Raw genomic sequence first — 24,289 nt, 5'->3', positions numbered from 1 at the left:
GGGAATGCGGAGCCTTCCCATACTCAGGGGCTTGGCTTAAAGAAAGCGCTGGCAAGCTCCACTACACGGATGGCATGAACTGTCGCCGTGATGTCAGCGTATCGGCACCACCTTGCGGTCCCTGGTTTGATTGATGGCCGACGCTGACAGGCTGCCGGTAGCCGCTTTCTGGATATGTTCACTCCACCAGGCCATCATCGGGCGCCGACGCTCGATGTAATCCGCCCGGTTGTAGGCGCTCCGAACTTCGTCCTTGTCGACATGCGCCAGCGCGACTTCGATCAGTTCCGGATCCCATCCATGCTCGTTCAGGATTGTGCTGGCCATGGAGCGCATGCCGTGGCTGACCAAGCGGTCCTGGAAGCCCATCCGTTTCAACGCCATGTTGGCTGTTTGGCTATTCGCGTGGGTGCGCGGGTTTCTATCTGACGGGAACACATATTCCCTGTGGCCGCTATGGGGCTTAAGCGTATCCAATAACGAGAGTGCATGTTCGGTCAGCGGTATTGTGTGCGGACGACGCTTTTTCATTCGCTCCGGAGGGATGGTCCAAATGCGTTTGTCGAAGTCGATGTCTGCCCATCGGGTTGTCGCCGCTTCGACAGGGCGGGTCATAGTGTGTAGCTGCCATTCGATCAGGCAGCGTGTGGTCCGTTTGATGCTGGCGTTCGCGATTTCCATCATGAGCTCCGGAAGCTCGTCAGGTGGTAGCGCGGCCATATTCTCTTTCTTAGGTTTCTTGAACACCGCTCGAATGCCACTGAGAGGGTTGGCAAAGATCATTCCGGAGTTGACCCCGTAGGTCATGATTTCGTTAAGGCGCTGACTCACTCGCTTAACCGTCTCGAGGCTGCCCTTGGCCTCAATCGGCCGAAGGAGCTTGATGACCATCGGGGCATTCACTTCTGATAACGGCGTTGATTTCATGCTCGGAAATACATGCAGCGTGAGTGAGCGCCAGATGTCTTCGGCATACGCTGGGGTGACGGAATCTTTCTTCAATTCGAACCACGCGGTGGCTACGTTCTCGAACGTATGTTCCGTTTCCGCTCGTTTGGCTTCCTGCAGTTCATTACGCTGAGCTTTGGGGTCGATGCCCTGTGCAAGCAGCTCTCTTGCCTCAACGGTTTTCTTCCTGGCTTGCGCAAGAGAAACCTCGGGATAGGAGCCGAGAGCCATGTTGATTCGGTTCTTGGTTACTGGATGCCGGTAGTTGAAATTCCACTGCATCGAGCGATTGACCCTGACTCGCAGCTGGAGCCCGTCGCCATCCGTGAGGACGTAATCCTTGTCTTTCGGTTTGACCGCCTTGAGCTGGCGGTCGGAGAGGCGGGTGGTTTGAGCGCACATGAGAAGTACTCCATGACACCTTTTGGTATTCCCAAGATTAGCGCCGGGGAGTCGGGAATACCATTGGGAATACCAAATCGCCTGGAACTCTAAAAACCTCGAAAGCCCCCAATAGCCCTGAAAGCCCCGTATTTACTGGGTTTCAGGCACAAAAAAAGACGTCCGTGGACGTCTTTAGATGATCAAATGGTGGAGCCGGGGGGATTTGAACCCCCGTCCGCCAGTACTCCGCTGTCGGTACTACATGCGTAGCCGTTTCTATTAAGTTAACCCTCAGCGACCCGAAGGGCAGGGTGCTTTGGGCGAGTTGTGTAAGTTTTAGCCGCTTCGTCCACAACGTACTGCACGGCGATTCTGTTCTATATGACAATCACTTTGGGTTTACAGACATCCCCTGGTGATTGCTGGACCCGAAGGTACCAGAAGCTCAGGTCTAAGGCTGCTTACGCAGCGATAGCGAATTCCTGGCCGTAGTTTTCGTCATTGGCAACTATAAGTAGTTGCAACAGTGGATTTACGAGTTCTGTTACCAACTCGGCATGCACCTAAAGTTTCGCGACCGGCGTCGAATCCTAAACGGCCCCGTGCTTGTAACTCGTTGTTTCATAGTGAGTGACAAGCCTGTGCAGTGTACGCCAAACGGTCACGGAAGGCCAACCCGAAGGTTGACCCTCTCGTTTACTGGCCGCCTTTGTCGAGGTTCTGCAGGTCTTGCAGGGCCTTGGAGGTGATTTCGATGCACTTCTTGTCATCACCAGCGGCGTGGGCGGCCTTGGCTTGGGAGACGGCTGTGTCGATTTCGCCGCTTTTGCCACTGGTGTCAGTGGCGAGCAGCGCTTTACCGTTGTTGATTTTGTCCAGGTTGATCTTGCACAGGTCGGGCTCGCCAGCAGCGAAAGCAGGGGAGGCCAACATCGCAGCGGTAATGAACAAGCCAGCAAGAGCGGAACGCTTCATAGGGTATCTCCTTGCGCAAAAAAGGCTCGACGCTGCTGGCGTTCATGGGCTGCCAGCGACATCACTGATGGGCCTCGTGCGTCGAGGCCTATGCAGATGACTACGCCAGCGCGCAGGGGTTCTGTTTTTTTTGCGGGATCAATGGGCGCGGGCCTGGGTCACGCGATCCACGAGGTACACCAATCCGTGATAGTCGATGCCGCCATGCTGGCTCAGGCCGATCTCGCAGGTGCGGCTGGTGGAGATGCCTTCACTGCAGTACTGCACTGCATCCTTGAGGGAGCGCAGCGAGTGGGCGTTGAGTTCCGGCGTGGTGAAACCTTTGTCGCCGGCAAACCCGCAGCAGTGAATGCCTTCCGGGATCACCACGGTCTTGGCACAACGGCGGGCCAGGTCGATCAGCGCCTGGCTTTCTCCCAGGTGTTGGGTGCTGCAGGTGACGTGTACGGCGATCGGCGCCTCCTGCGGTGTGAAGTCGAGACGGTCCATCAGGTGCGTGCGGATGAAACGTACGGGGTCGTAAAGGTCCAGGCGCGTTTCGCCAAGGTCTTGCACCAGGCGCAGGGTGCAGGGGCTGGTGTCGCAATAGATCGGGTCCAGGCCGCCGCGGCTGGCATGGAGCAGGGCGCCGATCAGTTCCTGGCGTTTGTGTTCTGCCTGTTCGGCGTAGCCTTTGGACGCGAAAGGTTGGCCGCAGCACAGGTTGTCCTGGTTGTCGGGAAACACGACCTGGTAACCGGCTTTTTCCAGCAGGCCCTGGGTTTTTTCGTACAACGACATCTGCTCTTTATCACCTGCCGCCGGGCCCATGGCGCGTGAGACGCAGGCCGCCAGGTAGACCACCCGTGGCCGCTCATCCGTCACTGCCGGGCTGAAGCGAATGGCTTTTTCCGGTTGTGGCATGGCGTTGGTCCACTGCGGGATCTGCCCCTTGGACAACTTGGTCATGGTGGCCGACAGCTTCGCCAGGCGAGGCGCCCCCAGCAGCATGCGTGCACCATTGGCTACATGCAGGGTAAAGCGCGCACCTTGCAGTGCCGTGGCGAAATGGGTGGCCAGCCATTCGGCGGTTTTCGTACGGTCGGCATCAAGGCTTCGCAGTTTTTTCACCAGGTCGCCGGTATTGATTCCTACCGGACAGCGCTGGGCGCATAGGCCGGTGGCGGCGCACGTGTCGATGCCCTGGTAGTGGTAGGCCGCCTCCAATTCGGTGGTGTCGACGCCGGCGCGTTTTTTCGCCTGTATATCTCGCCAGATCACGATGCGCTGGCGCGGGCTCAACGTCAGGCCTTTCGATGGGCACACCGGTTCACAGAAACCGCACTCAATGCACTTATCCACAAGCTCGTCGGCCGCAGGCAGCGGCTTGAGGTGCTTGAGGTGAATCTGCGGGTCTTGGCTGAGCACCACGTCCGGGTTGAGGATGCCGTTGGGGTCGAGCAGGCGTTTGAGTTGCCACATCAATTGATAGGCGTCGCTGCCCCATTCCAGCTCCACGAAGGGTGCCATATTGCGGCCGGTACCGTGTTCGGCTTTCAGCGAACCGCCGAACTCCACGGCCACCAATTGCGCGACGTCATCCATGAACGCTTGATAGCGTGTGACTTCATCCGCGCTGTTGAAGCCTTGGGTGAACACAAAGTGCAGATTGCCTTCCAGGGCATGTCCGAAAAGGATGGCTTCGTCGTAGTGATGCTTGTCGAACAGTTCGATCAAACGGTTCACGCCAATGGCCAGTTGCTCGACCGGGAAGGTGACGTCTTCGATGATCACCGTGGTGCCGGTTTTGCGTACGGCTCCTACGGCGGGGAAGGTGTCCTTGCGGATGGCCCACAGGCGGGCGTTTTCCACAGGGTCTTCGGTGAAGTCGACCTGTTTCTCCACCGGGAAACCGGCCAGCGACGCCATGATCAGCGCCAATTGTTCATGCAGCAATGACGGCGATGCGGCGCGGGATTCAATCAGCAGGGCGCAGGCACTTTCTGACAAATGCTGTACGAATGCGGGCATGCCCGGTTTGTTCTGCACCGAGCGCATGCTGCGTCGGTCCAGCAGCTCGACGGCCGACACCGGTTGGGTCTTCAGGACGGTGACTGCGTTGCAGCAGGTCTCCACATCCGGAAACACGATCAACGCCGACGCCTTGTTCGGGTGGTCGATCACGGTGTCGTAGGTGACTGCGCTGATAAACCCTAGGGTTCCCTCGGAGCCCACCAATAAATGGCTGAGGATATCCAGTGGTTCATCAAAATCCACCAGGGCGTTGAGTGACAGGCCGGTGGTATTTTTCAGACGGTATTTGTGGCGGATTTTTGCTGCCAATTCAGCGTTTGCCCGCGTTTCACGGCCGAGTGTGGCCAGGCGCTCGAGCAGTGCGCCGTGCTGTTCACGAAACGCCGTAACGCTGCTTGCGTCTTCTGTATCGAGGCGGCTGCCATCGGCCAGGACCAGACGAATTCCGGCCAGGGTGTGATAGGTGTTCTGCGCCGTACCGCAGCACATGCCACTGGCGTTGTTGGCGACGATTCCGCCGATCTTGCAGGCATTGATCGACGCCGGGTCTGGGCCGATCTTGCGCCCGAATGGCGCCAGCCAGGCGTTGGCCTGTGCGCCGATGACGCCGGGTTGCAGGCGGATCTGAGTGCCTTGCCCACGAATCTCACGGCCGTTCCAATTGTCCCCCAGTACGATCAGTACCGAGTCGCTTATCGCTTGTCCGGACAGGCTGGTGCCGGCTGCGCGGAAGGTTACCGGCACACGTTCACACTGGGCCAGTTGCAGCAGCGCCACCACTTCGTCTTCCGATTCGACGCGGATCACCAGTTGTGGGATCAATCGGTAAAAACTGGCGTCGGTGCCGAATGCGAGGGTGGAAAGTGGATCGTCGAAACGTCGATCTTGTGGGATCAGCTGTGCGACGTCAGCAAGGAAAGCGGCAGGCAGACTCATTGGTCCTCCAGGATCAGCACCCCCTGGGCGCCGTATTGACACGATTGCGCAAAGCCGACGCCGAAGTTATAGCCCGGCGTCGGTTATGACCCTATTGCTACGGCTTTAGTGCACCAGCATGCCGGTAAACCAGTAAGCCTGGGCCAGGGTGATCAGCCCGACGATCGTGGCGAAGAACAGGCTGTGCTTGAGGGTGAAGCGGAACAGGTCGGATTCTTTACCCACCAGTCCGGTAGCGGCGCAGGCCACGGCGATCGATTGCGGCGAAATCATTTTGCCGGTCACGCCGCCGCTGGTGTTGGCAGCGACCAGAAGCGTGTCGTTGACGCCGATCTGGTGCGCCGTGGTGGCTTGCAACGAGCTGAACAGGGCGTTGGACGATGTGTCGGAGCCTGTCAGGAAAACCCCCAGCCAGCCTAGGAAAGGCGAGAAGAACGGGAAGGCTGCGCCGGTGCCGGCCAATACCAGCGCCATGGTCGAAGACATGCCGGAGTAATTGGTGACAAAGGCGAAGGCCAGCACCATGCCGATAGACAGGATCGGCCAACGCAACTCGTAGAACGTCTCTTTTAAAGTGGTAAGACCAATCTTGATGTTGATCTTCAGAACCAGCATCGAGATCAGTGCGGAGAAGAAAATCGCGGTACCGGTCGCTGAAATCGGGTCCAGCTTGAATATCGCTGGGATCGCAGTCGGGTTGGTCACGATGGGTGCGACCTTGACCACCATTTGATCCAGGTGCGGGATCGCGAAGTTGAATACCCAGCTGTACATCGAACCGCCTGCGGCGAACATCGCCTTGAACGGTTTGAGGGTCCAGATGGTGACCAGCACGGTGAGGATCAGGAAAGGTGACCAGGCCTTGAAGATCTGCCCCAGGCTGTAAGGTGAGGCGACGGTGCTGCGCGGCAGGCCGAAGCCGCCGGCGCTGGCGGTAATCGCTGCGTCGGAAGTGGCGCCGGCAATCTGCGCGCCCGCAGTGCGTTTGGGTTGCCAGACTTTCAGGAACAGGGTCAGAGAGATCAGGCTGGCCAGGGCCGAGGTGATGTCCGGCAGTTCCGGGCCGATGAAGTTGGACGTGAAGTACTGCGTAATGGCAAAGCTCAGGCCCGCGACCAGCGCAGCTGGCCAGGTTTCGCGAACGCCGCGCAGGCCATCCATCATGAAGACCAGCCAGAACGGCACGAACAGCGACAGCAGCGGCAGTTGGCGGCCAGTCATGGCGCCGATCTTGAATGCATCGATTCCGGTCACTTGCCCGGCAACGATGATCGGAATTCCCAGGGCGCCAAAGGCGACGGGTGCGGTGTTGGCAATCAGGCACAGGCCGGCCGCGTACAGAGGGTTGAAGCCCAGGCCTACCAGCAGTGCGGCGGTAATCGCCACGGGGGCGCCGAAACCGGCAGCACCTTCCAGGAATGCGCCGAAGCAGAAGCCGATCAACAGCACCTGCAGACGCTGGTCATCGGTGATCGACAGGACAGAGCTGCGGATGATCTCGAATTGGCCGCTCTTGACGGTGAGTTTGTAGAGAAACACCGCCGCGACAATGATCCAGGCAATAGGCCACAGGCCATAGGCAAAACCGTAACCGGCGGCGGCCAGCGCCATGTCCACTGGCATGTGGAAGGCAAAGATCGCTACCAGTATCGACAACGCCAGCGTGATGCTGCCGGCCACGTGGCCTTTGAGGCGAAACACGGCCAGAGCCAGGAAGAAGAACACGATCGGAATAACGGCGGCCAGTGCGGACAGGCCGAGGCTGCCGAGCGGGCTGTAGAGCTGTTGCCAGGTTTGCATATGGGGTGGCCCCTAATTGTTGTTGGTCAGGCACTTCATAGTCGATTTGGATAATTGGTAATACCAATTTACAATCGCCGGAGGCTAGGTTAAAAGTCTTCGGGGTATGTGTCAATTTGCCGCTTGCGAAACTTTGGTCGTAGCCCGGCAGGCGAGGTGGTTTGATCGGGTGAATCGAAGCGGTTCTGATAGGTGCTGGAAGGGCGGCGATAGGCCAGAATAGAGGGCCCGGCGAGTGGTCGGGATGGTGGAGAGTGAGTTATGGGGTTTGATCAGGTGCGTCAGCGCCGTTTGTCTGACGATATTGTCGAGCAGCTTGAGGGGATGATCCTTGAGGGCACGTTGAAGTCGGGTGAACGCTTGCCGGCCGAGCGCGCTTTGGCTGAACAGTTTGGTGTGTCGCGTCCGTCGTTGCGGGAGGCGATTCAGAAGCTGGCGGCCAAGGGCTTGTTGGTGAGCCGTCAGGGAGGGGGCAATTATGTTGCCGAGTCACTGGGCTCGACGTTCAGCGATCCGCTGCTGCATCTGCTGGAAAACAATCCTGAGGCCCAGCGTGACCTGCTGGAGTTTCGCCAGACCCTTGAAGCGTCCTGTGCTTATTACGCAGCATTGCGAGCGACTGAGGTCGACCGTGAGCGGCTGACCGCTGCATTCGAGACGTTGCAGGATTGCTATGCCCGCGTTGATGACGTGAGCCGGGTCGAGGAGGGGGCTGCGGATGCACAGTTTCACCTGGCCATTGCGGAGGCCAGCCATAACGCGGTGTTGCTGCACACCATTCGCGGCTTGTTCGACCTGCTCAAGCGTAACGTGGTGACCAATATTGGCGGCATGTATCAGCAACGTACGGAGACGCGCGACATGCTGATCAGTCAGCACCGAGAGCTGTACATGGCGATTATCGAGGGCCGGGCAGAACACGCGCGAGAAGTCTCGACACGTCACCTGGAGTACGTGCAGGAAGTGTTGGAGGAAGTACGTCAGGAGGTTCAGCGCGTGGCGCGGGCGGAGCGGCGCAAGGGGATGTAGCCGGGGGAAGTCCCGAGGCTACATCGTTACAAGGATTATTCTTCCTTGCCTTTGTTGCGCACCGCGCGATGCAGTTCGCGGTTGGAATCGCGTTCGCGCTCAGTATCACGCTTATCGTATTCCTTCTTGCCCTTGCCCAGTGCGATCTCGCACTTGACCAGGTGCTTGCTCCAATACCAGGACAGGCAGACACAGGCATAGCCTTTCTGCTGTACGGCTGCGGCGAGCTTTTCCAGTTCGCGGGCATTGAGCAATAGTTTGCGCGTGCGCACCGGGTCGGCAATCACGTGGGTGCTCGCGGTTGTCAGCGGGGTGATATGACTGCCAAGCAGCCATGCCTCGCCATCCTTGAGCAATACGTAGCTGTCGACCAGTTGCAACTTGCTGGCACGCAGACTCTTTACTTCCCAGCCGGCCAGGACCAGACCAGCCTCGAACCGATGTTCGATGAAGTAATCGTGTCGCGCTTTTTTATTTTGCGCGATGGTCCCTGTGGGGTGTTTCTTTTGTTTAGCCATAGGGGCGGCATTATAGGGAGTTGCGAGCGTGTCGGCTACGGTCAACCTGCGTGCTTGAGCGTGTTGGTCGAATCCCGGACAATACCGGCAGTTCTTTGGTTTTTTTCTTTCGCGGATCGGACTGTTGTTTCGCGATGTTTGCCGCTCAGCTGTGGAAATCACGCACACATGACGACGCATATTCAACGTTCGGCCCTGTTGCCCTATCCGGCGCAGGCGCTCTATGACCTGGTCAACGACGTGGCGCGTTACCCGGAATTCCTGCCTTGGTGCTCAACTGCCGAGGTGCTGGAAAGCAGTGATGAACATATGGTTGCCAGTGTTGGGGTGGCGAAAGGCGGGCTCAGTCAGCACTTTGTTACGCGGAATGCGCTGGTGCCGGGCAAGTCCATTGAAATGAATTTGCAGGAAGGGCCGTTTACCCAGCTGCATGGTGTATGGGTTTTCAAGGCGCTTACCGACAAGGCCTGCAAGATCAGCCTGGATTTGTCGTTTGATTACGCTGGGCCGATTGTGCGGGCCACATTGGGGCCGTTGTTCAATCAGGCGGCCAATACCCTGGTGGATGCATTCTGTCAGCGAGCCAAGCAATTGCATGGTTGAGGTCGAGGTGGTTTATGCCGCCGAGGATCGCCAGGTTCTGCTGGCGCTGACGGTGGCTTCGGGAACCAGTCTGCGTGCAGCCGTGCAATTGTCAGGGATGGCTATGCAGTTTCCTGAGCTGGATCTGGCTGCTTGCCCCTTGGGGGTATTCGGTAAGGTCGTCACGGATGCGGAGGTGCGCCCCGCACAATCGGGCGATCGCATTGAAATCTATCGGCCCTTGCTTGTGGACCCTAAAGAAGTGCGCAGGCTGCGTGCTGCCAAGGCGGCGTTGGCGAAGCGGCAGCATCCATAGGCTGGCTGAATGACAGGCAGCAAAAAGCCCGGCATGCCGGGCTTTTTATATGCGCCGCAATGTTACTGCGGGCTGGTGTCCAGAGGCTGAGGCGTCGGGACCGGGACCGTTTCGACCCCGTCGACGTCTTTCTGGATCTTGTCGAGCAAGGAGCCTGGCTTGGCCGGTACTTCGGACTTCGGCTTCTCGCTTTCCTGCACAGGTGCAGTCACGTTTGTGCCGTTATCGTTGCCGAGCAGCGCTTGATCACGGCTTACGCCTGGCATGAAGTCACCCGACAGGCTGACAAGCTGGTCATTGCCATTGAAAATGACGCTGACACGCTCCTGTTGGCGTTCACCGCCACCAGGCTGCAGGCTGTAGAGATAATCCCAGCGATCGGCGTGGAAAGTGTCGGTCAGCAGGGGGTTGCCCATGATAAACCGTACTTGCCGTCGGGTCATTCCCGGGCGTAACTGGTCTATCATGTCCTGCGTGACGACATTGCCCTGCTGGATGTCGATTTTGTAAACCCCGGGGAATGAACAACCGGCGAGTGCGAGCAGTCCCACAAAGGTGAAACTGGTTAGCAAGAGCTTGGTGTTTTGCATCGGTGGGCGACTTCCACTATCTTGGCTGGGACAACGTAAACGCCGATCATACCCGTATTAAGAGAAGCTGCGAAGCAGCATCCGCGAGAAAGCTAACCATGGTTGAAAATAGCGAACTACGCAAAGCCGGTCTTAAAGTGACTCTGCCACGAGTCAAGATTCTACAAATGCTCGATTCTGCTGAGCAGCGCCACATGAGTGCCGAGGATGTTTACAAGGCGCTGATGGAGTCTAACGAGGACGTCGGCCTGGCCACGGTTTACCGTGTACTGACCCAGTTTGAAGCCGCAGGGCTGGTGGTTCGTCATAATTTCGACGGCGGTCATGCTGTGTTCGAATTGGCTGACGGTGGTCATCACGACCACATGGTTGACCTGGATACCAATGAGGTTATCGAGTTCACCAGCCCGGCAATCGAAAAGCTCCAGCACGAAATTGCTGAGGAGCATGGTTTCGATTTGGTCGACCACAATCTTGTGTTGTACATCCGTAAGAAAAAGTAAAAAGCGACGCAGAATTGCTCTGCGAAACGATCGAAGGCGACCCTAGGGTCGCCTTCGTGCTTTCTATAATAAGGAAAAGCTCGGCTCAGGCCTTGGTGGCTACGACCATTTTCTTCGCGTGTGCCAAAGACTCTTTGGTCAGGTCGATCCCGCCGAGCATCCGTGCCACTTCTTCCACGCGCTCCGACTTGTTCAGTTTGGATACTGCCGTGTGTGTCGCTTCGCTGCCTCTGACCTTGTGCACAAACAAGTGTTGATGCCCTTGGGCCGCGACTTGCGGCAAGTGAGTGACGGTCAGCACCTGGCCGCGATCCCCCAGGCGGCGCAGTAACTGACCCACAATTTCCGCCGTGGGGCCACCGATACCTACGTCTACTTCATCGAACACCAGTGTCGGTACCCGTGAGGTTTGCGCGGTAATCACTTGGATCGCCAGGCTGATTCGCGAGAGCTCGCCACCAGACGCCACTTTTGCCAGTGCCTTGAGCGGTTGCCCCGGGTTGGCGCTGACCAGTAGTTCTACCTGCTCCAGGCCGTAGGGCTGCAGCTCATTGCTGGCGTTGGTGCGCAACTCGATGGTAAAGCGCCCGCCCGGCATGCCCAGGCGCTGAATTTCCTGCTCGACGGCGCCAGCGAGGCTGGTCGCAGCCTGTTTGCGCAGATCGCTCAGTTCGCGGGCTTTCTCCTGATAGTGGCGGGCAAAAGAGCCGAGCTCTTCGCCCAGTCGCTCAATGGATTCGTCATTCGCGTTCAGGGTCTCGATTTCATCCAGCAGTTTCTGCTGCATGGTTGCCACTTCGGTGGGCTGGATTCGATGTTTGCGCGCCAGCGTATAGATGGTGTCCAGGCGCTCTTCTATTTCCTGCAGTCGCGCCGGGTCGGCGTCGAAATGATCGAGAAAGCGATTGAGTTCGCCGACGGCTTCTTCTACCTGGATTTGCGCACTGGTCAGCAGGGTGGTGGCTTCACTCAGTGAGCCCGAAGCGCTGTTAACGCTGGACAGTCGGTTGAGGCTGGCGGTGAGTGCGTTGAGCACATTGCCGGAATCGCTCTCGCTGCATTGCTCCACCACCTGGCGGCAGATAGACAGCAGGGTTTCGGCGTTGGTGAGGTTCTTGTGTTCCTGTTCCAGTTGTTCCAGCTCGGTTTCGCCCAGACCCAGGCTTTCCAGCTCTTCAAGCTGATAGCTGAGCAATTGATGGCGAGCGCGTTGCTCGTCACCGGAATTGGACAGTCGCTCCAGCTCCTGTCGGGTCTGGCGCCAGCGCTGGGCAGCCAGTTGTACCTGCCGGGCAAGGTCGGTGGCGCCAGCGTACTCGTCAAGCAGGCGGCGATGGGTGTCGGTTTTGAGCAGGGATTGGTGTTCATGCTGGCTATGGATGTCAATCAGCAGTTCACCCAGGGCCTTCAGGTCGCCAAGGGGGCAGGGGGTTCCATTGATGTAGCCGCGCGAGCGCCCCTCGGCGGTGATGACTCGGCGCAGGATGCACGGGCCGTCGTTATTAAGGTCGCGCTCGACCAGCCAGGCTTCGGCTTCGGGGATGTCCGCGAGGTCGAAGGTGGCCAGAATGTCGGCCTTGTCCGCGCCCGGGCGCACCACGCCACTGTCGGCGCGGTCGCCCAGGGTCAGGCCCAGGGCGTCGAGCATGATCGACTTGCCGGCGCCGGTTTCGCCTGTGATTACGCTCATCCCGCGATCCAGTTCGAGATCCAGATGTTCAACGATGGCGTAGTTGTGTACAGACAGGTGCACGAGCATGACGGCCGCTCCCAGGCTTTAGGTCTGGTTATTTATACAGTGTTTTGTTCTGGGCTGACAATCCTGATGCTTAGCTCAATTTGCTCGGTCGTTCAGCTTTTTTAGTGCAAAGGAGAATGATCGGGCCGAAGTTGATCTGGGGCAGGCGAAAGACTTTTGGTAGAGCCTGCACCCTTGAACCTGGAAATTGTGGCCCCATATACCGGAACAGAAGCGCGAGTTGAGTTCGCGCATGATTTTGAAAGGAGAAATCTATGGCTGACGAACAGACGCAGGATACGCAAACTCCGGACGCCAATTCGGCTGTCGGTGATGAACTGGCAACTCGTGTGCAAGTGCTCGAAGAGCAGTTGGCCGCTGCGCAGGATCAGTCTTTGCGTGTTGCCGCCGATCTGCAGAACGTCCGCCGCCGTGCCGAGCAGGACGTAGAAAAAGCTCACAAGTTCGGGCTGGAGAAGTTCGCGGGCGACTTGCTGCCAATTATTGACAGTCTGGAGCGTGGCCTCGAGTTGTCCAACCCGGATGACGAAAACATCCGCCCGATGCGCGAAGGGATCGAACTGACCCTGAAAATGTTTCAGGACACCCTGAAGCGTTATCAGCTGGAAGCCATTGATCCGCAAGGCGGCGAACCGTTCAGCGCTGAGCTTCACCAGGCCATGGCCATGCAAGAAAGCCACGACCTCGAGCCCAATAGTGTGTTGAAAGTGTTCCAGAAGGGCTATCAGCTCAACGGTCGCCTGTTGCGCCCTGCAATGGTGGTGGTGAGCAAGGCTCCTGCACCCGTTGCACCTTCTATTGATGAGCAGGCTTGAAATCCGCCGCAAGGCCCCCATTTATAAGTCAAGCGTTTAAGTGCTACCGCAGTTAGCCACCACTGCTGCGGCAACCAAATTCAAGTTTCGGGAGAGTAAATCATGGGCAAAATTATCGGTATTGACCTGGGGACCACCAACTCCTGCGTCTCCGTGTTGGAAAACGGCGTTGCAAAAGTAATCGAAAACGCCGAAGGCGCGCGTACCACGCCGTCGATCATCGCTTACGCCAACGATGGTGAAATCCTCGTTGGCCAGTCGGCCAAGCGCCAGGCTGTGACCAACCCGCATAACACCCTGTACGCGGTGAAGCGCCTGATCGGTCGTAAGTTCGACGAAGAAGTCGTACAAAAAGACATCAAAATGGTCCCTTACAAGATCGCCAAGGCTGACAACGGTGACGCCTGGGTTGAAGTAAATGGCCAGAAAATGTCGCCACCGCAAATCTCGGCTGAAATCTTGAAGAAGATGAAGAAGACTGCCGAAGATTACCTGGGTGAGACAGTGACTGAGGCGGTGATCACCGTTCCAGCCTATTTCAACGACAGCCAGCGCCAGGCGACCAAAGACGCCGGCCGCATCGCGGGCCTGGATGTAAAACGTATCATCAACGAACCGACCGCAGCTGCTCTGGCTTACGGTATGGACAAGGCCAAGGGCGATCACACCGTGATCGTTTATGACCTGGGTGGCGGTACGTTCGACGTTTCCGTGATCGAGATCGCTGAAGTAGACGGCGAGCACCAGTTCGAAGTGTTGGCCACCAACGGCGACACCTTCCTGGGTGGTGAGGACTTTGACATTCGTCTGATCGACTACCTCGTTGACGAATTCAAGAAAGAAAGCGGCATGAACCTCAAGGGTGACCCGCTGGCGATGCAGCGCCTGAAAGAGGCTGCTGAAAAAGCCAAGATCGAGCTGTCTTCTGCTCAGTCGACCGACGTTAACCTGCCGTACATCACCGCAGACGCCACCGGTCCTAAGCACTTGAACGTGAAGATTTCTCGCGCCAAGTTGGAAGCGCTGGTCGAAGACCTGGTTCAACGCACTATCGAGCCATGCCGCATTGCGCTGAAAGACTCCGGTATTGATGTTGGTGCGATCAACGACGTGATCCTGGTAGGCGGTCAGACCCGTATGCCACTGGTTCAGAAGTTGGTTACCGAGTTCTTCGGCAAAGAAGCACGTAAAGATGTGAACCCGGACGAAGCGGTTGCCATGGGTGCTGCCATCCAGGGCGCGGTATTGGCCGGTGACGTGAAAGACGTGTTGCTGCTGGACGTAAGCCCGCTGACCCTGGGTATCGAAACCATGGGTGGCGTGATGACTGCGCTGATCGAGAAAAACACCACGATTCCTACCAAGAAATCCCAGGTGTTCTCGACGGCTGATGACAACCAGGGTGCTGTGACCATTCACGTGCTGCAAGGTGAGCGTAAGCAGGCTGCTCAGAACAAGTCCCTGGGCAAGTTCGACCTGGCTGAGATTCCACCAGCACCACGTGGCGTGCCACAGATCGAAGTGACCTTCGACATCGACGCCAACGGCATTCTGCACGTAGGTGCGAAAGACAAGGCTACCGGCAAAGAGCAGAAGATCACCATCAAGGCCAACTCCGGTCTTTCTGATGAAGAAATTCAACAGATGATCCGTGATGCTGAAACCAATGCTGAAGCTGACAAGAAGTTCGAAGAGTTGGCAGGTGCCCGTAACCAGGGCGACGCACTGGTTCACTCGACACGCAAAATGATCGCTGATGCTGGCGAGAAAGTGACCGCTGAAGAGAAGGCCGCGATCGAAGCTGCTGTAGTTGCCCTGGAAGCCGCTGTCAAAGGCGACGACAAGGCTGCCATTGAAGCCAAGGTTGAAGAGTTGTCGAAAGTTTCCGCGCCAGTGGCTCAGAAAATGTACGCCGAACAGGCTCAGCCGGCTGACGGTGCTGCTCAACAGGCAGAGCCAGAAGCTAAAGACGATGTTGTCGATGCCGAGTTCGAAGAAGTTACCGACAAGAAGTAAGTTGGTCGTCCGGTTGACCGCTATCAAGCGGTGACTGGTAGGATGTCGCCGCGCGGGAGCTTGCTCCCGCGTTGGCGTGTCTGGGGTATGCGAATTTTTACAGCATGCGACTGTGTTCGGATGTTGGCGGTGTGATCGGGGATGCTCCTGCTTTCCGAGCAATGAATACCGCGTTTTTGGCCGGGTCCCTGGCTAAAAAGTAGTAACGACCAGGATCGTTGAATTGACGTGAGTTGGGTCCGGGCCTGTATTGGGGCTCAACGAGTTTAGCCAGGCTCAGGAGGGTCTGGCTGGACGTCCTTAAGAGTGCAAAGACTTATGGCAAAGCGTGACTATTACGAAGTGTTGGGTGTGGAGCGCGGCTCCAGCGAGGCGGACCTGAAAAAGGCTTACCGTCGCCTGGCAATGAAGCACCACCCGGACCGTAATCCGGATAGCAAAGAATCCGAAGACATGTTCAAAGAGGCCAACGAGGCTTACGAATGTTTGTCTGATCCCAACAAGCGTGCGGCCTACGACCAGTATGGACATGCCGGTGTCGACCCGAGCATGGGCGGCGGTGCCGGTTTTGGCGGTCAGAACTTCTCCGATATTTTCGGTGATGTATTCAGTGACTTCTTTGGTGGTGGCCGGGGTGGTCAGCGTGGCGGTGCCCAGCGTGGCAGCGACTTGCGTTACACCCTGGAGCTGAACCTGGAAGAAGCTGTACGCGGCACCAGCGTCAATATTCGCGTACCGACGCTGGTTAACTGCAAGCCGTGTGATGGTTCGGGTGCCAAGAAAGGTTCCGCGCCGATTACTTGCCCGACATGCGGCGGTATCGGCCAGGTGCGTATGCAGCAGGGTTTCTTCTCGGTGCAGCAGACCTGTCCGCGTTGCCATGGGCAGGGCAAGATCATTTCCGATCCGTGCGATTCCTGCCACGGCGAAGGCCGCGTCGAAGAGTACAAGACCCTGGCGGTGAAAGTGCCGGCGGGAGTCGATACCGGAGACCGTATTCGTCTGTCGGGTGAGGGTGAGGCCGGTACCCAGGGCGGTCCTACGGGCGACCTGTACGTGGTGATCAATGTGCGCGAGCACTCGATCTTCCAGCGCGACGGCAAGCACTTGTTCTGTGAAGTGCCGATCAGCTTTGTCGATGCAGCCCTGGGTGGCGAATTGGAGATCCCGACCCTGGACGGTCGGGTCAAGCTCAAGATCCCTGAAGGTACGCAGACCGGCAAGCAGTTCCGTATTCGTGGCAAGGGCGTAGCGCCGGTGCGCGGTGGCGGTGCTGGCGACTTGATGTGTCGTGTGGCCGTGGAGACTCCGGTCAATCTGGGGCGCCGTCAGCGTGAATTGCTTGAGGAATTCCGCAGTTCGCTGGAGGGCGATGACACGCATTCGCCGAAAACCACTGGCTTTTTCGAAGGCGTGAAGCGCTTCTTCGGCGACCTGTAAGGAAGTGAGTATGCGACGTATAGCCGTAATGGGCGCTGCCGGGCGCATGGGCAAGACGCTGGTCGAGGCGGTGCAGCAGCGCTCCCCGGCCTCTGGGCTGACCGCGGCGATTGTTCGTCCCGGTAGCACGTTGATCGGTGCGGATGCGGGTGAGTTGGCTTCGCTGGGGCGTATCGGTGTCTCATTGTCAGGCAGCCTGGAGCAGGTGGCTGACGAATTCGATGTGCTGATCGACTTCACCCTGCCGGAAGTGATGCTGAAAAACCTCGCGTTCTGCCGCAAGGCGGGCAAGGCGATGGTGATTGGTACCACGGGTTTGACTGCGCAGCAGAAGCAGTTGTTGGAGGAGGCGGGTAAGGATATTCCCGTCGTCTTCGCAGCCAACTTCAGTGTCGGCGTGAATCTGTCGCTCAAGTTGCTGGATATGGCGGCGCGGGTGCTGGGGGATGAGGCGGATATCGAGATTATCGAGACGCATCACCGCCACAAGATCGATGCGCCGTCGGGTACCGCACTGCGCATGGGTGAGGCTATTGCCGACGCGCTGGGGCGTGACCTGTCCAAAGTGGCGGTTTACGGTCGCGAAGGGCATACCGGTGCGCGTGCGCGTGACACCATTGGTTTTGCGACCGTCCGTGGCGGTGATGTCGTAGGCGACCACACGGTCTTGTTTGCTACCGAGGGTGAGCGCCTGGAAATTACCCACAAGGCTTCGAGCCGCATGACATTCGCCAAGGGCGCGGTGCGTGCCGCGCTCTGGTTGGAAGGTCGCGAGGCTGGTCTGTACGACATGCGCGATGTGTTGGATCTGCACTAAGCAGTAGCTAAAACCGGGCCTCGGGATTATCCTAAGGCCCCGTTTTTACCCGCTAAGCGACGTCCTGTCGCATTCTCCTGCCTTTAAGGCTCATTAGCGGTGGACCAAAAAAGCCTTTTTCTGTAAGCTACAGCTTTAGTGTGTCCACTAAAAGCGCGCAGAATAATTCAGTGAAGAAGCGGGGTGACGTGTCCATACGTCACTCCGCTTTTTTACAACCTGCGATCGCCCTTTCAGGCTTTATTTACGGGAGGTCTTCTTGACTAAGCCAGCCATACTCGCCCTTGCTGATGGCAGCATTTTTCGCGGCGAAGCCATTGGAGCCGACGGTCAAACCGTTGGAGAGGTGGTGTTTAACACCGCCATGACCGGCTATCAGGAAATCCTTACCGATCCTTCCTACGCCCAACAGATCGTTACCCTGACCTATCCGCACATCGGCAACACCGGTACTACGCCGGAAGACGTTGAGTCTGATCGTGTCTGGTCGGCAGGTCTGGTCATTCGTGATCTGCCACTGGTTGCGAGCAACTGGCGTAACACGATGTCGCTGTCCGATTACCTGAAAGCCAACAACGTTGTGGCGATCGCCGGTATCGATACGCGCCGCCTGACGCGCATCCTGCGTGAAAAGGGCTCGCAGAATGGCTGCATCATGGTCGGTGACAATATTTCCGAAGCAGCGGCGATTGCTGCAGCGCAAGGCTTCCCAGGCCTGAAAGGCATGGACCTGGCGAAAGTCGTCAGCACCAAGGAGCAGTACGAGTGGCGCTCCACTGTCTGGGACTTGAAGACCGACAGCCACGAGACTATCGAAGCGGCTGACCTGCCGTATCACGTGGTCGCATACGACTACGGCGTCAAGTACAACATCCTGCGTATGCTGGTCGAGCGTGGGTGCCGCGTGACCGTGGTGCCGGCGCAAACGCCTGCCAGCGACGTGCTGGCCCTGCAACCTGACGGCGTGTTCCTGTCCAACGGCCCGGGTGATCCTGAGCCTTGTGACTACGCCATCCAGGCCATCAAGGAAGTGCTGGAAACCGAGATTCCGGTATTTGGTATCTGCCTCGGTCACCAACTGCTGGCGCTGGCCTCCGGCGCCAAGACCCTGAAAATGGGTCATGGCCATCACGGCGCCAACCACCCTGTGCAGGACCTGGACACCGGCGTTGTGATGATCACCAGCCAGAACCACGGTTTTGCGGTGGATGAAGCGACCTTGCCGAGCAATGTCCGCGCGATTCACAAGTCGTTGTTCGACGGTTCCCTGCAGGGTATCGAGCGTACTGACAAGAGCGCGTTCAGCTTCCAGGGCCACCCTGAAGCAAGCCCGGGCCCGAACGACGTAGCACCGCTGTTCGACCGTTTCATCAATGAGATGGCCAAGCGACGCTGACTGAGCGGCCTGCGGGCGGCCCCTACCTTGGCGGCCCCTGCAGGCTCTTCGAAGATTGTTCAAGACGGCTTGCCGACTGACCTGCGGATTTGAGTGACAAACCCATGCCAAAACGTACAGACATAAAAAGCATCCTGATTCTCGGCGCTGGCCCGATCGTTATCGGCCAGGCCTGCGAATTCGACTACTCCGGCGCCCAGGCCTGCAAAGCCCTGCGCGAAGAGGGTTACCGCGTCATCCTGGTGAACTCCAACCCGGCCACCATCATGACCGATCCGGACATGGCCGACGCTACCTACATCGAGCCGATCAAGTGGCAGACGGTTGCCAAGATCATCGAGAAAGAGCGTCCGGACGCACTGCTGCCGACCATGGGCGGCCAGACTGCATTGAACTGCGCCCTGGATCTGGAGCGCGAAGGCGTCCTGGAAAAATTCGGCGTAGAGATGATCGGCGCCAATGCCGACACCATCGACAAGGCTGAAGACCGTTCGCGCTTCGACAAGGCCATGAAGTCCATCGGCCTTGACTGCCCGCGCTCCGGTATCGCCCACAGCATGGAGGAGGCCAACGCAGTTCTCGAAAAGCTGGGCTTCCCGTGCATTATCCGTCCGTCCTTCACCATGGGCGGCACCGGTGGTGGCATTGCCTACAACCGTGAAGAGTTCGAAGAAATCTGCGCCCGTGGCCTGGACCTGTCTCCGACCAAAGAGCTGCTGATCGACGAATCCCTGATTGGCTGGAAAGAGTATGAGATGGAGGTTGTCCGTGACAAAAAGGACAATTGCATCATCGTCTGCTCCATCGAAAACTTCGACCCGATGGGTGTGCACACCGGTGACTCGATCACCGTTGCTCCGGCGCAGACCCTGACGGACAAGGAATACCAGATCATGCGTAACGCCTCGTTGGCGGTATTGCGTGAGATCGGCGTTGAAACCGGTGGCTCCAACGTTCAGTTCGGTATCTGCCCGGACACCGGCCGCATGGTCGTGATCGAGATGAACCCGCGTGTATCGCGTTCTTCGGCGCTGGCATCGAAAGCGACCGGCTTCCCGATTGCGCGTATCGCCGCCAAGCTGGCTATCGGTTACACCCTGGACGAACTGCAAAACGAAATCACGGGCGGCGCTACGCCGGCGTCCTTCGAACCGTCCATCGACTATGTCGTGACCAAGCTGCCACGCTTTGCCTTCGAGAAGTTCGCCAAAGCCGACGCGCGCCTGACCACCCAGATGAAGTCGGTGGGTGAAGTCATGGCCATCGGCCGAACCTTCCAGGAGTCCCTGCAGAAAGCCCTGCGTGGCCTGGAAGTGGGCGTTTGCGGCCTGGACGAGAAGCTCGACCTGAGCAATCCGGAAAGCATGAGCATCCTCAAGCGCGAGCTGACCGTGCCGGGCGCCGAGCGTATCTGGTATGTGGCTGACGCCTTCCGCGCCGGCATGACTGTCGAAGACATCTTCGGCATGAACATGATCGATCCGTGGTTCCTGGTGCAGATCGAAGATCTGATCAAGGAAGAGGAGAAGGTCAAGACCCTGGGTCTGGCCAGCATCGATCGCGACATGATGTTCCGCCTCAAGCGCAAAGGCTTCTCCGACCAGCGCCTGGCCAAGCTGCTGGGTGTGACCGAGAAAAACCTGCGCACGCATCGCCACAAGCTGGAGATCTTCCCGGTCTACAAGCGCGTTGACACCTGTGCTGCCGAGTTCGCCACCGACACTGCGTACCTGTACTCCACCTACGAGGAAGAGTGCGAGGCCGCGCCGTCGGGCCGCGACAAGATTATCATCCTGGGTGGTGGTCCGAACCGTATCGGCCAAGGCATCGAATTCGACTATTGCTGCGTACATGCCGCCCTCGCGCTGCGCGAAGACGGGTACGAGACCATCATGGTCAACTGCAACCCGGAAACTGTTTCCACTGACTACGACACTTCCGACCGCCTGTACTTCGAGCCGGTAACGTTGGAAGACGTGTTGGAAATCTGTCGCGTCGAGAAGCCCAAAGGCGTGATCGTCCAGTACGGCGGCCAAACCCCGCTGAAACTGGCGCGTGCCCTTGAGGCCGCCGGCGTGCCAATCATCGGCACGAGCCCTGACGCCATCGACCGTGCCGAAGATCGTGAGCGCTTCCAGCAAATGGTTGAGCGCCTGAACCTGCGCCAGCCGCCAAACGCTACCGTGCGCAGCGAAGACGAGGCCATCCGTGCAGCCAGCAAGATCGGCTACCCGCTGGTGGTGCGTCCATCCTACGTGCTGGGCGGCCGGGCGATGGAAATCGTCTACGAAGAAGAAGAGCTCAAGCGTTACCTGCGTGATGCGGTAAAAGTGTCCAACGACAGCCCGGTGCTGCTGGACCACTTCCTCAACTGCGCCATCGAAATGGACGTGGATGCAGTTTGCGACGGTACCGACGTGGTCATCGGCGCGATCATGCAGCACATCGAGCAGGCGGGCGTTCACTCCGGTGACTCCGCGTGCTCGCTGCCGCCGTATTCGTTGCCTGCACATATCCAGGACGAGATGCGCGAGCAGGTCAAGAAAATGGCCTTGGAGTTGGGTGTTGTCGGCCTGATGAACGTACAGTTGGCGCTGCAGGGCGAAGACATCTACGTCATTGAAGTCAACCCGCGTGCTTCGCGTACCGTGCCGTTCGTTTCCAAGTGCATCGGCGTGTCCCTGGCCATGATCGCTGCGCGTGTGATGGCGGGTAAGACCCTGAAGGAAATTGGCTTCACCAAGGAAATCATTCCGAACTTCTACAGTGTGAAAGAGGCAGTGTTCCCATTTGCCAAATTCCCTGGTGTGGACCCGATCCTCGGTCCGGAGATGAAGTCCACCGGTGAAGTGATGGGCGTGGGCGACACCTTCGGTGAAGCATTCGCCAAGGCCCAGATGGGCGCCAGCGAAGTGCTGCCGACCGGCGGTACTGCATTTATCAGCGTGCGTGATGATGACAAGCCGCTGGTTGCAGGCGTGGCCCGTGATCTGATCAACTTGGGCTTTGAAATCGTGGCAACTGCCGGGACCGCCAAGCTGATCGAAGCGGCCGGCTTGAAAGTGCGCCGCGTGAACAAGGTGACGGAAGGCCGTCCGCATGTGGTCGACATGATCAAGAATGATGAAGTCACGCTGATCATCAACACCACCGAAGGTCGCCAGTCGATCGCGGATTCCTACTCCATTCGCCGTAATGCCTTGCAGCACAAGATCTACTGCACCACCACTATTGCTGCTGGCGAAGCTATCTGCGAAGCGCTCAAGTTCGGTCCGGAAAAGACCGTGCGTCGCTTGCAGGATCTACATGCAGGATTGAAGGCATGATCAAATACCCAATGACCGTCCAGGGTGCCAAGGCCCTGGAAGAGGAGCACGCCCATCTGACCAAGGTCGTACGTCCAAAGCTGAGTCAGGACATTGGTACGGCCCGCGAGCTGGGTGACCTGAAGGAAAACGCCGAATACCACGCTGCTCGTGAGCAGCAGGGTATGGTCGAAGCGCGGATCCGTGATATCGAAGGCCGTTTGCAGAATGCGGTGATCATCGACGTCACGACTATTCCCCACACTGGCAAGGTGATTTTCGGTACCACCGTGGAGATCGCCAACGTTGAGACTGACGAGAGCGTGGTCTACCACATCGTGGGAGAGGACGAGGCTGACTTCAAGCTCGGCAAGATCTCCGTCGGCTCACCACTGGCCCGTGCCTTGATCGCCAAGGAAGAGGGTGATGTGGTGTCTGTCAAAACGCCAGGCGGTGTGATCGAGTACGAGATTGTTGAAGTTCGTCACATCTGAAAGGCGGCGCCCGCTTCGTGCGGGCGCCATGCTTTGGCAGCTTGCCCAGATGCTTTGGGTGGGCGGCCTATGGTTGTTACATCTTGGTGTATTGCCGGTGCTGGGCGTGATTGGCCTGGCTCCGTTGCTGATCGATGAAATCGATGGATTACTGAGTGCGCTGCTGGTGGGTTTCGCGGCGGCGTGCGTAGCGCTTCAGGCGTTGGTGCTGGTCAAGGCTGAAGGCTTGGAGAGTCTGTGGCGGGATATTCGCGGCCAACTGCTGTTGATGGCGCTGTATGCGTGTGCAATGTATTGCATTGTGCATGTCTGGCTGCCGGAAGCGTTGCGCTGGCAGCTATTCAGCTATCTTGTGCTAGGGTTCTCCGGCCTGGTGCTGGTTATACAGCCTGCTCCGGGATGGAGTGGCGGGGCGCGCGAAGCACGCCCGTGACCCTTTGTATTACTTGAAGCGGTGTACGTTCGACAGTTGCTTGTTGACGCTGAAGTTCTTGCGATACAGCAGCGCCATCTTGCCGATGACCTGAACCAGGTCCGCCTTGCCAACCTTGCACAGTTCTGCAATGGCGGCCAGGCGCGCCTCGCGGTCAAGGATGTTGACCTTGATCTTGATCAGTTCGTGATCGCCCAATGCGCGTTCAAGTTCGGCTAACACACCTTCAGTCAAACCGTTGTCTGCCACAATCAGAACTGGTTTCAGATGGTGGCCAATGGATTTGTACTGTTTCTTCTGCTCTTGAGTGAGCGGCATAATCTGACCCCTGCGTCTGATCTTGTAAAAAGCGGCGGCCAGTTTACCCGAGCGAGTCCGGGACCGCCCAGTTAATCACGACCCGTTTTATTTTCGAGGTGGCCCGTGGCCCGTTCCAAAACTAGCCTTAAGTGGCTGCAAGAGCATTTCAACGATCCTTACGTCAAAAAGGCGCAAAAGGATGGCTATCGTTCCCGGGCCAGCTACAAGCTGTTGGAGATCCAGGACAAGGACAAGTTGATTCGTCCAGGCATGAGCGTCATCGATCTTGGCGCGGCTCCCGGTGGCTGGTCCCAGGTGACCAGTCGTCTGATTGGTGGTCAAGGTCGCCTGATTGCTTCCGACATCCTGGAAATGGACAGCATCCCGGATGTGACCTTTGTTCATGGAGACTTTACCCAGGACACAGTGCTCGCCCAGATCCTTGAGGCTGTGGGAAATTCGCAGGTAGACCTTGTGATTTCCGACATGGCCCCCAATATGAGTGGATTACCGGCCGTTGATATGCCGCGGGCCATGTTCCTTTGCGAATTGGCGCTGGATTTGGCGGGTCGGGTGTTGCGTCCCGGTGGCGATTTCCTGGTGAAGGTGTTCCAGGGAGAGGGTTTCGACGAGTACCACAAGAACATCCGCAAATTGTTCGACAAGGTGCAGACGCGTAAACCAGACTCTTCCCGGGACCGGTCCAGGGAGCAATACCTGCTGTGCCGCGGCTTCCGTGGCGTCGAAGGCGCGGCGAGTGAAGAGCGTTTTTGAGGAATTCGAGGAGGGCGATAGGTTTTTTTATATCGCTTTCGTCACGAAGCTTTACGAATATTGTGTAGTCAAAGTTTCACAAAGGGTTACAGACGGCGCCTGCCAGAGTTGTAGGTAATGTAGTAAGTTAGGCCGGTGAATATCAT

At 57.9% G+C, this 24,289-nt stretch carries 21 protein-coding genes and 1 other RNA gene; 13 read left to right on the top strand and 9 right to left on the bottom strand.

What is annotated here, in order from left to right:
- Positions 1–93: 93 nt before the first annotated feature.
- The 5 genes from B9N88_RS16630 to B9N88_RS16610 form a co-directional block, all read right to left on the bottom strand.
- A complete protein-coding gene (locus tag B9N88_RS16630) occupies positions 94–1,350 on the bottom strand; it encodes an integrase domain-containing protein (protein ID WP_027605348.1) in 1,257 nt (418 codons plus the stop codon).
- 187 nt (positions 1,351–1,537) lie between these two features.
- Positions 1,538–1,934: a transfer-messenger RNA gene (gene ssrA, locus B9N88_RS16625) on the bottom strand.
- A 94-nt stretch (positions 1,935–2,028) separates the two neighbouring features.
- The gene (locus tag B9N88_RS16620) at positions 2,029–2,307 is read right to left on the bottom strand and encodes a hypothetical protein (RefSeq protein WP_027605349.1); all 279 of its coding nucleotides are present in this window, start codon (positions 2,305–2,307) and stop codon (positions 2,029–2,031) included.
- 138 nt (positions 2,308–2,445) lie between these two features.
- Positions 2,446–5,256, bottom strand: coding sequence for an FAD-binding and (Fe-S)-binding domain-containing protein (locus tag B9N88_RS16615; RefSeq protein WP_027605350.1), 2,811 nt, complete (start codon positions 5,254–5,256; stop codon positions 2,446–2,448).
- A gap of 105 nt (positions 5,257–5,361) precedes the next feature.
- Complete coding sequence (locus B9N88_RS16610) at positions 5,362–7,056, bottom strand: lactate permease LctP family transporter (RefSeq protein WP_027605351.1); 1,695 nt, start codon at positions 7,054–7,056, stop codon at positions 5,362–5,364.
- 261 nt (positions 7,057–7,317) lie between these two features.
- On the opposite strand from B9N88_RS16610, the gene B9N88_RS16605 reads away from it, so the two are divergent.
- A complete protein-coding gene (locus B9N88_RS16605; RefSeq protein WP_027605352.1) occupies positions 7,318–8,085 on the top strand; it encodes an FCD domain-containing protein in 768 nt (255 codons plus the stop codon).
- A gap of 35 nt (positions 8,086–8,120) precedes the next feature.
- Here B9N88_RS16605 and smpB read toward each other — a convergent pair whose 3' ends face one another.
- Complete coding sequence (gene smpB, locus B9N88_RS16600) at positions 8,121–8,603, bottom strand: SsrA-binding protein SmpB (protein WP_014719962.1); 483 nt, start codon at positions 8,601–8,603, stop codon at positions 8,121–8,123.
- 168 nt (positions 8,604–8,771) lie between these two features.
- Here smpB and B9N88_RS16595 point away from each other — a divergent pair, with 168 nt between their 5' ends.
- Both B9N88_RS16595 and B9N88_RS16590 read left to right on the top strand, forming a co-directional pair.
- Positions 8,772–9,206 carry a type II toxin-antitoxin system RatA family toxin gene (locus tag B9N88_RS16595; RefSeq protein WP_027605353.1) on the top strand — a complete coding sequence of 145 codons (435 nt, stop codon included), beginning with the start codon at positions 8,772–8,774 and terminating at the stop codon, positions 9,204–9,206.
- Positions 9,199–9,501 carry an RnfH family protein gene (locus tag B9N88_RS16590; RefSeq protein WP_027605354.1) on the top strand — a complete coding sequence of 101 codons (303 nt, stop codon included), beginning with the start codon at positions 9,199–9,201 and terminating at the stop codon, positions 9,499–9,501. Before B9N88_RS16595 ends, B9N88_RS16590 begins: the two co-directional genes overlap by 8 nt.
- A 62-nt stretch (positions 9,502–9,563) precedes the next feature.
- Here B9N88_RS16590 and B9N88_RS16585 read toward each other — a convergent pair whose 3' ends face one another.
- On the bottom strand, positions 9,564–10,091 hold the full coding sequence (locus B9N88_RS16585) for an outer membrane protein assembly factor BamE (RefSeq protein ID WP_027605355.1): 528 nt from the start codon (positions 10,089–10,091) through the stop codon (positions 9,564–9,566).
- Between the two features lie 98 nt (positions 10,092–10,189).
- On the opposite strand from B9N88_RS16585, the gene fur reads away from it, so the two are divergent.
- On the top strand, positions 10,190–10,594 hold the full coding sequence (gene fur / locus B9N88_RS16580) for a ferric iron uptake transcriptional regulator (RefSeq protein ID WP_010562662.1): 405 nt from the start codon (positions 10,190–10,192) through the stop codon (positions 10,592–10,594).
- A gap of 85 nt (positions 10,595–10,679) precedes the next feature.
- Here the strand turns inward: fur and recN are convergent, their stop codons facing one another.
- Complete coding sequence (gene recN / locus B9N88_RS16575; RefSeq protein ID WP_027605356.1) at positions 10,680–12,353, bottom strand: DNA repair protein RecN; 1,674 nt, start codon at positions 12,351–12,353, stop codon at positions 10,680–10,682.
- Positions 12,354–12,607: 254 nt separating this feature from the next.
- Here recN and grpE point away from each other — a divergent pair, with 254 nt between their 5' ends.
- The 8 genes from grpE (at position 12,608) to B9N88_RS16535 (ending at position 23,069) form a co-directional block, all read left to right on the top strand.
- On the top strand, positions 12,608–13,168 hold the full coding sequence (gene grpE, locus B9N88_RS16570) for a nucleotide exchange factor GrpE (RefSeq protein ID WP_027605357.1): 561 nt from the start codon (positions 12,608–12,610) through the stop codon (positions 13,166–13,168).
- 102 nt (positions 13,169–13,270) lie between these two features.
- The gene (dnaK, locus tag B9N88_RS16565) at positions 13,271–15,184 is read left to right on the top strand and encodes a molecular chaperone DnaK (RefSeq protein WP_027605358.1); all 1,914 of its coding nucleotides are present in this window, start codon (positions 13,271–13,273) and stop codon (positions 15,182–15,184) included.
- Between the two features lie 318 nt (positions 15,185–15,502).
- Complete coding sequence (gene dnaJ / locus B9N88_RS16560) at positions 15,503–16,624, top strand: molecular chaperone DnaJ (RefSeq protein WP_027605359.1); 1,122 nt, start codon at positions 15,503–15,505, stop codon at positions 16,622–16,624.
- Between the two features lie 10 nt (positions 16,625–16,634).
- Positions 16,635–17,441 (top strand): 4-hydroxy-tetrahydrodipicolinate reductase, encoded by an 807-nt coding sequence (gene dapB / locus B9N88_RS16555; RefSeq protein WP_027605360.1) that lies wholly within the window; start codon positions 16,635–16,637, stop codon positions 17,439–17,441.
- Between the two features lie 259 nt (positions 17,442–17,700).
- Positions 17,701–18,837, top strand: a complete 1,137-nt coding sequence (gene carA / locus B9N88_RS16550; RefSeq protein WP_027605361.1) for a glutamine-hydrolyzing carbamoyl-phosphate synthase small subunit — start codon at positions 17,701–17,703, stop codon at positions 18,835–18,837.
- A 104-nt stretch (positions 18,838–18,941) separates the two neighbouring features.
- Positions 18,942–22,163, top strand: coding sequence for a carbamoyl-phosphate synthase large subunit (gene carB, locus B9N88_RS16545; protein WP_027605362.1), 3,222 nt, complete (start codon positions 18,942–18,944; stop codon positions 22,161–22,163).
- On the top strand, positions 22,160–22,636 hold the full coding sequence (gene greA, locus B9N88_RS16540) for a transcription elongation factor GreA (RefSeq protein WP_027605363.1): 477 nt from the start codon (positions 22,160–22,162) through the stop codon (positions 22,634–22,636). Before carB ends, greA begins: the two co-directional genes overlap by 4 nt.
- Before the next feature lie 28 nt (positions 22,637–22,664).
- Positions 22,665–23,069 (top strand): hypothetical protein, encoded by a 405-nt coding sequence (locus B9N88_RS16535; protein WP_027605364.1) that lies wholly within the window; start codon positions 22,665–22,667, stop codon positions 23,067–23,069.
- 9 nt (positions 23,070–23,078) lie between these two features.
- Here B9N88_RS16535 and B9N88_RS16530 read toward each other — a convergent pair whose 3' ends face one another.
- A complete protein-coding gene (locus tag B9N88_RS16530; RefSeq protein WP_017139256.1) occupies positions 23,079–23,387 on the bottom strand; it encodes a YhbY family RNA-binding protein in 309 nt (102 codons plus the stop codon).
- Between the two features lie 105 nt (positions 23,388–23,492).
- Here B9N88_RS16530 and rlmE point away from each other — a divergent pair, with 105 nt between their 5' ends.
- Entirely contained in the window at positions 23,493–24,143 is a 651-nt protein-coding gene (gene rlmE, locus B9N88_RS16525; RefSeq protein WP_015885924.1) for a 23S rRNA (uridine(2552)-2'-O)-methyltransferase RlmE, read from the top strand.
- Positions 24,144–24,289: the final 146 nt, after the last annotated feature.

Source organism: Pseudomonas sp. LAMO17WK12:I1, assembly GCF_900177315.1.
Lineage (GTDB): Bacteria > Pseudomonadota > Gammaproteobacteria > Pseudomonadales > Pseudomonadaceae > Aquipseudomonas > Aquipseudomonas marginalis.
The sequence above is the reverse complement of the archived record's forward strand: the minus strand, read 5'-3'. Positions and strand labels throughout refer to the sequence as shown.